The following is a 12,320-nucleotide window of genomic DNA, read 5'->3' on the forward strand; positions in this document are numbered from 1 at the left end:
TCACGGGCGAGAACAAAACCTCTAGACTGGGCGGATGAACAGCTCGGAGCTCCTCCTCCACCCGGTGCGGCTGCGCATCGTGCAGGCGTTCCTCGGCGACAGGACGCTCACGACCGCTCAGCTCGCCGAGCAGCTCTCCGACGTGCCGACGGCGACGCTCTACCGCCACGTCTCACTTCTCAGCACCGCGGGCGTCCTCGAGGTGGTCTCCGAGCGGCGGGTCCGCGGCGGGGTCGAGCGCACCCTCGCCCTCCGCGTGGATGCCGCACGCGTCACGCCGGACGAGCTGGCGACCCTGAGCACCGAGCAGCACGCCGCGATGTTCCGGGCGTACATCGCCCACCTCCTCACCGCGTTCGACGAGTACCTGGCCGCCGGGACGCCCGACCTGGTCGCCGACGGCGCTGGGTACAGCATGTCCGGGCTCTGGCTGAGCGACGCCGAGTTCGCCGAACTCGGCGCGGAGCTCGGACAGGTCCTCGCCTCCCGGATCGGAAACACGCCGACCGACGACCGGCGGCTCCGGATGTTCGCGAGCGTGGTCATCCCGCAGGATGTACCCCGGAATGAGGGTTAACGTCCCCCGAACCTCCTGCCACAATGGGACTGCTGCACACCCGAAATGACAGCGCCTTATTCGCTTGACGAAACAGGAGAGGGGTGTGCATGCGTATCCGAGGCATCAGGTCGGCCATCGCCGGCGCAGGCTTCGTCGTTCTGGCGGCCGCCGTGCTGGCACCCGCCGCCGCGAACGCGGTCGCCAACGTCTCCGAGGGCTCGTCGCCGTCCGCGATCACCAGCGTGTGGGCGTGGGGCAACCCCATCGACCCGGCGACCGACGCCCGTGGCCTCGGCCAGCAGCAGTTCCAGCCGGACGCGCTCGCCGCCTTCGCCGCTGAGCATCACCTGACCAGCGTCTACCTGTCCGTGCCGTGGGCGCCGCAGGAGGGCGCGTTCGCCACCTGGCTGCCCCAGGCCGTCGAGGCGCTGCACGGTGCAGGCGTGACGACCGTCGCCGCGCTCGGCGGGGATCCGGAGTGGGCCAGGCAGCCGCAGCTCGCCGCACAGTGGACCCACGATGCGCTCGCCACCGCCGACTTCGACGCGATCCAGTTCGACGTCGAACCGTGGGCGTCTGCGGCAGGCGAACCCGACCTCGGCGTCATCGTGCCGCAGCTGAGCACGATGTTCGACGCGGCGGCCGCCGTCGCGAACGGCACGCCGATCGGCGCCGACCTGCCGTGGTGGCTGGAAGCGAAGCCGTACGGAGCCTCAACGGCGTTCGACAGCCTGCTCCCCCACCTCGACACGGTCGCGATCGTCGCGTTCTCCGATCACGCGGCGAGAGCCGACGGGATCGTCGCGCTCGCCCAGCCGGCCGCCACCGCTGCCGCAGCGCGCTCCGTGCCGTTCACCGTCGGCGTCGAGACGGACACGCCCGCCGTCGCGGGAGGGCCGCAGTACACGTTCGGCGACGACACCGCCGTCGCCCTCGAAGCCCAGACGGCGCTGGCGCGGCAGCAGCTCTCCGGAATCGCGGGATACCGCGGGGTCACCGCGGAGCACCTGCTCGCCTGGCAGGCGCTGATCGCGCAGTAGCAGCTCCCGGCCGGGTCAGCCCGGCTCAGCCGTCCGCTGCGGCGCGCAGGGCGGCGATGTCCAGCTTGCCCATGCTCAGCATCGCCTGCACGGCGCGGTTCGCCCTCGCCGGGTCCGGGTCGCTCAGCAGCTCGTCCAGGGCGGACGGCACGATCTGCCAGCTGAGGCCCCACCGGTCTTTCAACCAGCCGCACTGGCCGGGCTCTCCCCCGTCGGAGGTGAGCGCATCCCACAGCCGGTCGACCTCCGCCTGGTCGTCGACGGTCACCGAGAACGAGAACGCCTCCGTGAACGCGAAGATCGGGCCGCCGTTCAGCGCCATCACCTCCACGCCGTCGAGTTCGAACCGCACCCTGGACACCCCGGCCGCCTGACCGGGCGCATCCGGTGCGAACCGGCTGACGTCCAGCATCCGCGAGTTCGGGATGACGGAGACATAGAACTCCGCCGCCTGCTCCGCCTGGTCGTCGAACCACAGGAAGGGACTGACTCGTGACATCGTGGGCTCCTCTGCTCGATCTGCACTGGCTGAACTGGCGCCCATGCTACTAGCGGGCGGGTAACGTAGCGATGTGTTCACGAGCTATATCGCGGTCGGCGACAGTTTCACAGAGGGTGTCGGAGACGAACTGCCGGACGGCCGCGCGCGCGGCTGGGCCGACTTCGTCGCGCTGGGGCTGGCCATCGCGGCCGGCAGGGACGGCGGGGACGTGCGCTACGCCAACCTCGCCATCCGGGGACGCAAGCTGAGCCCCCTGATCGAGGAGCAGCTGCCGCCCGCCATCGCCCAGCACCCGCAGCTGATCAGCCTGAACGGCGGAGGCAACGACATCATGCGGCCCCGCGTCTCCATCGACGGCGTCGCGACCCAGCTGGTGGATGCGGCGAAGCGCGTCACCGCGGAGGGCATCCACCTGCTGCTGCTGAGCGGCGCGAACCCGTCGGCGCACCTGCCGATGGGCGGCCTGGTGCGCCGCCGGGGCAACGAGCTCGCGGATGCGGTGCGCAGCCACCTGCCGCTCGAGAACGTCACCTTCGTCGACAACTGGGCCGACGAGACCCTCTGGGACCTGCGCTACTGGTCGCCGGACCGCCTGCACCTCAACCCGCTCGGCCACGCGCGCGTCGCGAGCAACGTGCTCACCGCGTTCGGCGTCCCCGTTCCCGCAGAGTGGGGCGTGGAGGAGGTCGCCGCCGCTCCGCCCGGAGAGCGGTCCCGCCGCACCGCGGACTACTACCGCCGCTACGTGCTGCCGTGGATCGGCCGCAGGCTCACCGGCCGTTCCTCCGGAGACGGCCGGGCGGCGAAGATCGCCGAGCTCACCGTCGTCGATCCGACGGCGGCCTCGCCGCTCTGACCGCGCAGGTCGTCCTCAGCTCTCAGTCGTTGTCGCCGCCCGTCGTGTCGAAGCGCGTCGTCCGCGTGCCTCCCGCCCAGGTCCACTCCGCGACCTCGGGGATGTCCTCGCCGTGTGCCCGCGTGTACTCGCGGGCGGCGATGCGCGCATCCTGCATCTCCTGGCGGAACGCGCCCTCGCGGGCGGCGAGGCCCGGCACCCGGTCGAGCACGTCGATCACCAGGTGGTACCGGTCGAGGTCGTTGAGCATCACCATGTCGAACGGCGTCGTGGTGGTGCCCTCCTCCTTGTAGCCGCGCACGTGCAGGTTGTCGTGGCCTGCCCGCCGGTAGGTCAGGCGGTGGATCAGCCACGGGTAGCCGTGGTAGGCGAAGATCACCGGCTTGTCGGTGGTGAACAGGGCGTTGTACGCGTGGTCGTTGAGGCCGTGCGGATGCTCGCCCTCGCTCTGCAGCCGCATCAGGTCGACCACGTTGACCACGCGCACCTTCAGCGACGGGATGCGCTCCCGCAGGATGGACGCGGCTGCCAGCACCTCCAGGGTCGGGATGTCGCCCGCGCAGCCGAGGACCACATCCGGTTCCTCCCCATCCACCTCGGTGCCCGCCCAGTCGAAGATGCCGATGCCGCGGGTGCAGTGGGCGATCGCTTCCTCCATCGTCAGCCAGTTCGGCGCTGGTTGCTTGCCGGCGACCACCACGTTCACGTAGTCGACGGAGCGCAGGCAGTGATCGTACGTCGACAGCAGCGTGTTCGCGTCGAACGGCAGGTACACCCGCACGATGTCGGCCTTCTTGTTGACCACGTGGTCGATGAAGCCGGGATCCTGATGCGACGCCCCGTTGTGGTCCTGCCGCCAGACGTGGGAGCTGAGCAGATAGTTGAGCGACGCCACCGGCCGCCGCCACTCGATCTCCCTGGACGACTTCAGCCACTTGGCGTGCTGGTTGAACATCGAGTCGACGATGTGGATGAACGCCTCGTACGAGTTGACCACCCCGTGCCTGCCGGTGAGCAGGTAGCCCTCCAGCCAGCCCTGGCACTGGTGCTCGCTGAGCATCTCCATCACCCGTCCGGAACGTGCGAGGTGGTTGTCCTCGTCGATCGGCCAGAACTCGGCGTTCCACTGCTTGGCGGTCACGTCGTAGACGGCCTGCAGCCGGTTGGAGGCCGTCTCGTCCGGCCCGAACAGGCGGAAGTCGCGCGGGTTCGCCTCCATCACGTCCCTGAACCACTCGCCCAGCACCTTCGTGGCCTCTGCCACGGTCTCGCCCGGCGACGGGACATCCACCGCGTACTCCCGGAAGTCGGGCAGCCGCAGGTCGCGCCGCAGCAGTCCGCCGTTGGCGACGGGGTTGGCGCTCATCCGCCTGTCGCCGTCCGGCGCGAGCGCGGTGACGAGTTCGACCGGGGCTCCCGACTCGTCGAACAGCTCCTCCGGCCGGTACGACGCCATCCAGCTCTCCAGCAGGCGCGTGTGCTCCTCGGTGTCGCGGGCGTCGGCGAGCGGCACCTGGTGGGAGCGCCAGTTGTTCTCGGCCGGATGCCCGTCGATCTCCTTCGGGCAGGTCCAGCCTTTCGGCGTGCGCAGGATGAGCATCGGCCAGGCCGGCCGCTCGGTCAGCTCACCCGCCGCGGCGGCCGCCTTGATGCCCGCGATCTGGTCCAGGATGCGGTCCATCGTCTCCGCCATCCGCTCGTGCACGGCGCGCGGGTCCTCCCCGTCGAAGCCGCCGGAGACGAGGTACGGCGTGTGGCCGTATCCCCGCATCAGGTCGAACAGCTCGCTCTCCGGGATGCGCGCCAGTACGGTCGGGTTCGCGATCTTGTAGCCGTTGAGGTGCAGGATCGGCAGCACGACGCCGTCGGTGACGGGGTCGAGGAACTTGTTCGAGTGCCAGGCGGTCGCGAGCGGGCCGGTCTCCGCCTCCCCGTCGCCGACGACGGCGGCGACCAGCAGGTCCGGGTTGTCGAACGCCGCACCGTACGCGTGCGAGAGCGCGTAGCCGAGCTCCCCGCCCTCGTGGATCGACCCCGGCGTCTCCGGAGCGGCGTGGCTCGGGATGCCGCCGGGGAACGAGAACTGCCGGAACAGGCGGCGCAGCCCGTCCGTGCTCCTGTCGATCGCGCTGTAGATCTCGCTGTACGTACCGTCGAGGTAGGCGCTCGCCACCACTCCTGGGCCGCCGTGGCCGGGGCCGGCGACGAAGATCGTGTCCAGGTCGCGCTCCTGGATCACTCGGTTGAGGTGCGCATAGATGAAGTTCAGGCCGGGCGTCGTGCCCCAGTGGCCGAGCAGCCGCGGCTTGATGTGGTCGCGGGTCAGCGGCTCGCGCAGCAACGGATTGTCCAGCAGGTAGATCTGGCCGACCGAGAGGTAGTTGGCGGCTCGCCACCACGCATCCAATCGGTCGAGAGTCTCGGGAGTGAGCGTGGTGGTCGGTGTCGTCACAGGATTCCTTCCCCTCGCTCGGCATCCTACGGGGGGACCGCTCCGAACAACAGGTATGGATGTCTCCACCGTCGACACAGCGCTCGGACCCGTGGCCGTGCGCCACACGCCCCGGGAGTCGCACACCGCCACGATCCTGCTGCACGGTGCCGCCGGCTCCTGGACCACCTGGCGCGCGGCCATCGGCGCAGCGGAGACGGGTGGCTCCGTGGCCGACCTGGTCGTGCCGGACCTGCCCGGCTGGGGAGACTCCCCCGTCGACGACCTGTCGGCGCTCGACGCGACCGGCCTGGCCGACGCGGTGGCCCAGGTCGCCCGCTCCCTCGGATACACCCGCTGGCGTCTCGTCGGCCACTCCCTCGGCGGCTTTGTCGCGCTCGAACTGGCCGTGCGCGAACCGGCGGCCACCGAGTCCGTGCTGCTGGTCTCCGCGACCACGTTCGGCGGCCGCGGCGACCGCCTCGGCCCGGTCGGCCGCCTCCTGAAGTACGCGCCGCTGATGCTGCTCGGCGTGGGCATCCGGATGCTCGCGGGGCTCGGACCGTACGCCGCCCGGTTCGTCCGCGCGCTCGACGGCAGCGGGATCCTGACACTGCTGGCCGCTCCCCTGTTCACCGTGGTCGACCGCCAGGCCGTGCACGACCTCGCGCACGACCTGCGCCCCGGCGCGTTCCTCCGGGCACTGCACTGCGCGACGACGTACCCGGCGGCGGCCCGCTGGGCGCGTATCCGGTGCCCCGTGCTGGCACTGCACGGCGACAGGGACGTGTTCGTCGGTGCGGACGACGACGACCGGCTGGCGGCGATCATCCCGGACTTCCGCGCTGTGGTGGTTCCGGCGACCGGACACTTCGGGCACGTCGAGCACCCCACGATCCTCGCCGGGGCGCTGCACGCGCGGTAGCGTGGCGGCATGACACAGCCGTCGATCACCGTCGAATCCGTCGGAGCGGACACCTGGGACGACCTGCGCACCGTGTTCGGGGAACGCGGAGACCCCTCCGGATGCTGGTGCCAGTGGTTCAAGCTGAGCGGCGGAGAGTTCCGCGCGACGCCCACCGACGAGAAGACCGCGCTGCTGCACACGTCCGTCGAGCAGGGATCCCCCGGCGTCATCGCGCGCATCGACGGCGAGCCGGTCGGCTGGTCCGCCGTGGAGCCGTACACCGCGTATCCGGGACTGCGGCGCTCGCCGATCACCAAACGGCTGGCGGGCGACCCAGACGACCCGTGGGCGGTCACCTGCTTCGTCGTGCGCATCGACCACCGCAAGCGGGGGGTCGCCCGCGCGCTGCTCGCCGGAGCGGTCGAGCACGCGGCGGAGCGCGGCGCGGAGGTGATCGAGGGCTACCCGGTCGACCCGGGCGTCCGGCCGTCGCTCAGCGCTGCAGAGCGCTACCACGGCACCGTCTCGCTGTTCGAGTCCGCCGGGTTCGCGGTGGTGCGGCGGCCCTCGGCCACGCGCGCGATCATGCGGCGTGAGCTGGTGCCGTGACCCCATAAGCTCGTCTGGTGACACCCAGACGCGACCGCCTGATCGGCGCAGGCACCCAGGTCGCGACCGAGGTCAGCATCAACTTCGGATCGTCGGTGGCCGGGCTGCTCATCCCGATCGTCGGGTCCGTGGTGGTCGTGGCGGTCAGGCAGGTCATCACCGCCATCGCGGTCCTCCCGTTCTACCGCCCGAAGCGGGCGGAACTCACCTGGCGGCGCCTCTGGCCGGCCATCGCGCTCGGCGTGGTGCTGGCGACCATGAACCTCAGCTTCTACGAGGCGGTCGGCAGGCTCGGGCTCGGCATCGCCGCCACCATCGAGTTCCTCGGACCGTTCGCGCTCGCGCTGGCCGGCTCCCGCCGGGTCGTGGATGTGGTGTGCGCGCTCTTCGCGGCGGGCGGCGTCGTGCTGCTCACCGGCACGGAGGGCGCGATCGACCCGCTCGGGGTCGTGCTCGCCCTGACGGCCGCCGCGAGCTGGGCGGCGTACATCCTGCTCACCCGCCGGGTCGCCACACGCCTGCCGGGGCTGGAAGGGCTGAGCGTCGCGAGCGTGGTCGCCACGATCATCCTGCTGCCGATCGCCCTGTTCGTGGTCGACTACAGCCGTCTGAACTGGCCGGTGCTCGGGATGCTCGTGGCAGCGGGCGTGCTGTCCTCCGCCATCCCGTACAGCCTCGACACGTTCATCCTGCGCAGGATCACCCCGCGGCTCTACGCGGTCATCACGAGCCTCGGGCCCGCCATCGCAACCCTGTTCGGGGTGCTCGTGCTGCACGAGTCGTTCAGCGGCGTCCAGCTGCTCGGGATCGCGGTGGTCTGCGTCGCGGCGGGCGTCACCATCGCCACGCAGCGCGACCACCCGAAGTCCGACCTCGAATCGACGGCGGAGTCGATCCCGTAGGCGAGGTCTAGGAGAGAATGTCCTTCGTCGTGAACCGGCCGACCGCCAGCGCGCCGAACACCGCGACGTAGCCGAGCTGCAGCAGAGCGTTGCTGCCGAACGCGTCCCAGCTCACCGGGTCGCGCAGGAAGTCGGCGAAGCCGAACCAGTAGTGGCTGAACAGCCAGGGATGCAGCGCCTCCAGCTGCGGCAGCTGGTCGAGCACCTGCGACACCACCGAGAGCACGATGGTCGCCGCCATCGCACCGACCGGCACGTCGGTCAAGGTGGAGAAGAACAGCCCGATGGCGCACAGCCCGAGCAGGGACACGACCACATACGCGCCGATCATGAGCAGGCGCCCGAACGCATCCCACGGCCCGACCTGCGTGCCGGAGAGCAGGGTGACCGGCCCGATGGGGAACAGGATGGCGCCGATCGCCGACCCGGAGACGATCACCACCAGCGTCCCGGCGATGCAGAATGCCGCAGCTCCCGCGTACTTCACTGCGAGCAGCCGCAGCCGCCCGGCCGGGGCGATCACCAGGTAGCGCAGCGTGCCGTGGCTCGCCTCGCCCGCGATGGTGTCACCGGCGACCACGCCGACGGTGAGCGGCAGGAACAGCGGAACGCACACCACCAGCGCCGTGAAGCCGACGAACAGGCCGTTCGCGGTGATCTGGTCGAGGAAGGCCGGACCACGCCCGGCGCGCGCCCCGCCGGTCAGCCGCACAGCAATGGCGATCAGGATGGGGATGGCGGCGAGGGCGGCGAGCATCGCCCAGGTGCGCCAGCGCCGGAACAGGACGGACAGCTCCGACCAGAGCAGCGACCACCCGGCAGCCGGACGCGGCCGATTCGCCGTGAGCACCGGATGCGCGGGCGTGGCCTCCGCCCCTGCTCCCCCGCCGGTCGCCGTCTCACTGCTCGACATCGAAGCCCTCCCCGGTGAGCTCCACGAAACGTTCCTCCAGCGTCGACCCGTGCACGCCGAAGCCGCGCACCCGCACGCCGCCGGCGACGAGGGCCGCCACGATGTCCTCCGCGGCGGGCGCGGGGACGGGGAGCGGCGCATCCAGGACGCTGCCGGACTCGGTGGTCGTGCCAGAGCCGGAGTTGGCCGCAGTGGCGGTGGCCGGGGCGATCCCGAGCCCGGTGAGGATGGTCGCCGCCGCCCGCGCATCCGGGGTCTCCACGCGCACGCGCGGTCCCGTGGCGCCGCGCAGCTCGTCGAGCGAGCCCTGCGCGACCAGCCGTCCGGTGCGCATGATCGCGGCGTGCGTGCAGATCTGCTCGATCTCGGCGAGCAGGTGGCTGGACACGAACACCGTGCGTCCCTCGTCGGCGAGGGAGCGCACGAGCGAGCGCACCTCCCTGGTGCCCTGCGGGTCGAGGCCGTTGGTCGGCTCGTCCAGGATGAGCAGGTCGCGGTCGGTGAGGAGGGCGCCGGCGATGCCGAGGCGCTGCTTCATTCCGAGCGAGTACGCGCGCACGTTCCTTCCCGCCGCGTGGGTGAGCCCGACACGGTCGAGAGCGGCGGCGACACGCGCGCGACGCGTTGCGGACGGGGCGTAGCGGTCGGCGGAGTCACGGCGCAGCAGGTTGGCCGTGCCAGACAGGTACGGCGCGAACGCCGGACCCTCGACCAGCGCGCCAACCCGCGGCAGGACCGTCGCCCCGCTGGCCGGCATCTGCTGCTCGAACAGCCGGATCTCCCCGGCGGACGCGGAGACCAGCCCGAGCAGCATCCGGATGGTCGTGGTCTTGCCCGACCCGTTCGGCCCGAGGAACCCGAACACCGAGCCGCGCGGGACGTGCAGGTCAATGCCGTCGACCACGGTGCGCGAGCCGAACCGCTTGCTGAGGCCGCTCGTCGTGATGGCGGCGGCTGCGTCGGTCACCGAGCGGCGGCCTGCAGGGCGGACACGGGCACCGCGCCGGCGAACACCCGTCCGTCGTCGGTGACGAGCACAGACACGAGCGAGGTGCTGAAGGCGCGTCCGCCGTCCACCGGGGTGGTCAGCTGAGCGAACAGCGGGGACGAGGTGAGGTCGGAGGGAACGGAGCCAGCCGGTGCGCTGACGACCGCGTCCCAGCCGGTGCCGGTCACGGTCGGCTTCGCGTGCGTCCCTGCCTCCGCCTTCTTCTCGCCCGGGGCGGGAAGCGCCTGCTCCGTCACCGTCGCGCCGGTCGGCGGCGTGAACGCGAACACGCTCGCGGACGGCGTCGCCGTGCTGAACTCGCTGAACCCGGTCTCGAAGGCGGGTGTGCTCTGGCCGCGCGCATCCACCTGCACCCGCAGCGGGATGCCCGTAGTGCCGTCGACCGCGATGGAGACGGAGCCGACGAGCGTCGCGTCGGTCTTCGGGGTGAGAACGAGGTCGTACGCGTCGCGTCCGGCGACCTTCACCGGGTCGCCGAGGGTGACCGATGTGCTGGGATCGACAGCCGCGAGGAAGCGCTGCGCCAGCTGCGACGGGGTCGTGGCCGCGCCCGTCGTTGCATCCGGGTCCGGTCGCTTGTTGTCTGGCGACTTCACGGTGGAGCGATCGGGCAGCGTCACGTGCGTGACCTTCTTGCCGGTCGACGTGTAGAGCCAGACGTCGGAGCCGTTGCGGATCACATCCCGTTCGGCCAGCTGGTCGAGCACCTGGAGGCGCTGCTTCGCCGGGCCGTCCACGTACACCTTCGCCGTGTGGTCGCCGGTCAGCAGCTCCAGGATGCTTGCGGCATCACCGGACGCAGAACCCGACGCCGAGCCGGAACCCGACCCTGGCCCGGTCGACGGGATCGACGGCAGCCCGAGCTCCGAGCTCTGCTCGACCGTGCCGGAGAACGCCTTCACGTCACTCGCCGCGACCAGCCGGAGCACCTCGTCCGGCGTCTTCGACGGAAGATCGGCGGCCCCGGCGGCGAGCGGCGCGATGATGACACCGGCCGCGATCGCGGCAGGCACGACAGCGGCGGGAAGCCAACGGACCCAGCGGCGTTTCATGGAGTCGAGACTACGCCTGTGGCGGGTCGGCGAACCCTCGGGGATGCTGCGAACTCCGTGGGAAACGCCGAACGGCCCCCGCACATCGCGGGGGCCGTTCGCACATCCAGACGTCTTAGAGGACGTCGCCCACCCTGTGGACGCGGATGTCGTTGGTGGTTCCGGGGATTCCGGGAGGGGAACCCGAGATGATGATGACCTTGTCGCCGTTCACGGCGCGGCCGGTCGACTTCAGAGCCTCGTCCACCTGCGCGACCATCTGGTCGGTGTGGGTGACGCGCGAGACGACGAACGACTCGACGCCCCAGTTCAGCGCCATGCGACGACGCACCGACTCCTCCGGCGTGAACGCCAGGATCGGGATCTTGTTCCGGATGCGCGACATGCGGCGGGCGGACTCGCCGGACTCGGTGAACACGCAGAGGTACTTCGCCTCGACGAACTCGGCCACCTCGACGGCGGCGAGGGTGATCGCTCCGCTCTGGGTGCGGGGCTTGGTGCCGAGCGGCTGGATGCGGTCGAGACCGTGCTCCTCCGTCGACTCCACGATGCGCGCCATGGTCTGCACCGTGATGACCGGGTACTCGCCAACGCTGGTCTCGCCGGAGAGCATGACCGCGTCAGCACCGTCGAGGACGGCGTTGGCGACGTCGGAGGTCTCCGCGCGGGTGGGGACGGGGCTGGAGATCATCGACTCGAGCATCTGCGTGGCGACGATGACCGGCTTGGCCGCACGGCGGGCGAGCTCGACGGCGCGCTTCTGCACGATCGGGACGGCTTCGAGCGGCAGCTCGACGCCCAGGTCGCCACGGGCGACCATGATCGCGTCGAACGCCTCGATGATGCCCTCGAGGTTGTCGACGGCCTGCGGCTTCTCGATCTTGGCGACGACGGGGAGCTTGCGGCCCTCCTCCGCCATGATTTCGTGCACGCGCTCGATGTCGGCGGCGTTGCGCACGAACGACAGCGCGATGAGGTCCGCGCCGAGCTTGAGGCCCCAGCGGAGGTCCGCCTCGTCCTTCTCGGACAGCGCAGGCACGTTGACCGCGACGCCGGGCAGGTTGATGCCCTTGTTGTTGGAGACGGGACCGGCGACGATCACCTTGGTGGTGACGACGGTGCCGTCGGTCTCCACGACCTGCACGCGCACCTTGCCGTCGTCGATGAGGAGGAAGTCGCCCGGCTTGACGTCCTGGGGCAGCCCCTTGAACGTGGTGGAGGAGATCTCCTTGGTGCCGATGATGTCTTCGGTGGTGATCTTGAAGATGTCGCCTTCGGCGAGGTCGTATGGACCTGCCTCGAACTTGCCGAGACGGATCTTCGGGCCCTGGAGGTCGACCAGGACGGCGACCGGCTTGCCTGCGTCGTCGGCGGCCTTGCGCACGTTGGCGTAGACGCCCTCGTGGACGTCGTAGCTTCCGTGACTCAGGTTCATCCTGGCCACGTCAACACCCGCGTCGATGATCGCGCGGATGTTGTCATAGCTCGAGGTCGCTGGCCCGAGGGTCGCGACGATTTTCGCCCTTCTCATACTTTTTGC

Annotated in this window: 12 protein-coding genes; 6 read left to right on the forward strand and 6 right to left on the reverse strand. The window is 70.6% G+C overall.

The features are described 5' to 3' along the window. Positions 1–34: 34 nt before the first annotated feature. Positions 35–577, forward strand: coding sequence for a helix-turn-helix domain-containing protein (locus tag B7438_RS02115; protein WP_085367696.1), 543 nt, complete (start codon positions 35–37; stop codon positions 575–577). Between the two features lie 89 nt (positions 578–666). Next, a complete protein-coding gene (locus B7438_RS02120) occupies positions 667–1,599 on the forward strand; it encodes a hypothetical protein (protein ID WP_085367697.1) in 933 nt (310 codons plus the stop codon). Between the two features lie 25 nt (positions 1,600–1,624). On the opposite strand, the gene B7438_RS02125 is transcribed toward B7438_RS02120, so the two are convergent. Further along, entirely contained in the window at positions 1,625–2,098 is a 474-nt protein-coding gene (locus tag B7438_RS02125) for a VOC family protein (protein ID WP_085367698.1), read from the reverse strand. Positions 2,099–2,171: 73 nt separating this feature from the next. Between B7438_RS02125 and B7438_RS02130 the strand changes: the two genes are divergently transcribed. Then, complete coding sequence (locus tag B7438_RS02130) at positions 2,172–2,957, forward strand: SGNH/GDSL hydrolase family protein (RefSeq protein WP_085367699.1); 786 nt, start codon at positions 2,172–2,174, stop codon at positions 2,955–2,957. Positions 2,958–2,979: 22 nt separating this feature from the next. On the opposite strand, the gene B7438_RS02135 is transcribed toward B7438_RS02130, so the two are convergent. Further along, positions 2,980–5,409: a phosphoketolase gene (locus B7438_RS02135; RefSeq protein WP_085367700.1), complete on the reverse strand. Its 2,430-nt coding sequence runs from the start codon at positions 5,407–5,409 to the stop codon at positions 2,980–2,982. Positions 5,410–5,464: 55 nt separating this feature from the next. On the opposite strand from B7438_RS02135, the gene B7438_RS02140 reads away from it, so the two are divergent. The 3 genes from B7438_RS02140 to B7438_RS02150 are packed head-to-tail and all read left to right on the forward strand — an operon-like array spanning position 5,465 to position 7,806. Next, positions 5,465–6,313: an alpha/beta fold hydrolase gene (locus tag B7438_RS02140; protein ID WP_085367701.1), complete on the forward strand. Its 849-nt coding sequence runs from the start codon at positions 5,465–5,467 to the stop codon at positions 6,311–6,313. Between the two features lie 9 nt (positions 6,314–6,322). Then, positions 6,323–6,904: a GNAT family N-acetyltransferase gene (locus tag B7438_RS02145; protein ID WP_085367702.1), complete on the forward strand. Its 582-nt coding sequence runs from the start codon at positions 6,323–6,325 to the stop codon at positions 6,902–6,904. Between the two features lie 17 nt (positions 6,905–6,921). After that, positions 6,922–7,806: a DMT family transporter gene (locus tag B7438_RS02150; RefSeq protein WP_256921834.1), complete on the forward strand. Its 885-nt coding sequence runs from the start codon at positions 6,922–6,924 to the stop codon at positions 7,804–7,806. A 7-nt stretch (positions 7,807–7,813) separates the two neighbouring features. On the opposite strand, the gene B7438_RS02155 is transcribed toward B7438_RS02150, so the two are convergent. From B7438_RS02155 to pyk, 4 genes are all read right to left on the reverse strand, one after another. Further along, positions 7,814–8,719, reverse strand: a complete 906-nt coding sequence (locus B7438_RS02155; protein ID WP_085367704.1) for an ABC transporter permease — start codon at positions 8,717–8,719, stop codon at positions 7,814–7,816. After that, positions 8,706–9,686 (reverse strand): ABC transporter ATP-binding protein, encoded by a 981-nt coding sequence (locus tag B7438_RS02160; protein ID WP_085367705.1) that lies wholly within the window; start codon positions 9,684–9,686, stop codon positions 8,706–8,708. Before B7438_RS02160 ends, B7438_RS02155 begins: the two co-directional genes overlap by 14 nt. Beyond that, on the reverse strand, positions 9,683–10,780 hold the full coding sequence (locus tag B7438_RS02165; RefSeq protein ID WP_085367706.1) for a DUF2092 domain-containing protein: 1,098 nt from the start codon (positions 10,778–10,780) through the stop codon (positions 9,683–9,685). Before B7438_RS02165 ends, B7438_RS02160 begins: the two co-directional genes overlap by 4 nt. 115 nt (positions 10,781–10,895) lie before the next feature. After that, positions 10,896–12,311, reverse strand: coding sequence for a pyruvate kinase (gene pyk, locus B7438_RS02170; protein ID WP_085367707.1), 1,416 nt, complete (start codon positions 12,309–12,311; stop codon positions 10,896–10,898). Positions 12,312–12,320: the final 9 nt, after the last annotated feature.

The organism is Leifsonia sp. NCR5, from assembly GCF_002105485.1.
In the GTDB taxonomy this organism is placed as follows: Bacteria; Actinomycetota; Actinomycetes; order Actinomycetales; family Microbacteriaceae; genus Leifsonia.

Bases quoted from the DNA above. Each gene is read 5' to 3' on its own strand.
- B7438_RS02115 (WP_085367696.1), top strand. From the start codon at position 35: ATGAACAGCTCGGAGCTCCTCCTCCACCCGGTGCGGCTGCGCATCGTG.
- B7438_RS02120 (WP_085367697.1), top strand. From the start codon at position 667: ATGCGTATCCGAGGCATCAGGTCGGCCATCGCCGGCGCAGGCTTCGTC.
- B7438_RS02125 (WP_085367698.1), bottom strand. From the start codon at position 2,098: ATGTCACGAGTCAGTCCCTTCCTGTGGTTCGACGACCAGGCGGAGCAG.
- B7438_RS02140 (WP_085367701.1), top strand. From the start codon at position 5,465: ATGGATGTCTCCACCGTCGACACAGCGCTCGGACCCGTGGCCGTGCGC.
- B7438_RS02145 (WP_085367702.1), top strand. From the start codon at position 6,323: ATGACACAGCCGTCGATCACCGTCGAATCCGTCGGAGCGGACACCTGG.
- B7438_RS02155 (WP_085367704.1), bottom strand. From the start codon at position 8,719: ATGTCGAGCAGTGAGACGGCGACCGGCGGGGGAGCAGGGGCGGAGGCC.
- B7438_RS02165 (WP_085367706.1), bottom strand. From the start codon at position 10,780: ATGAAACGCCGCTGGGTCCGTTGGCTTCCCGCCGCTGTCGTGCCTGCC.
- pyk (WP_085367707.1), bottom strand. From the start codon at position 12,311: ATGAGAAGGGCGAAAATCGTCGCGACCCTCGGGCCAGCGACCTCGAGC.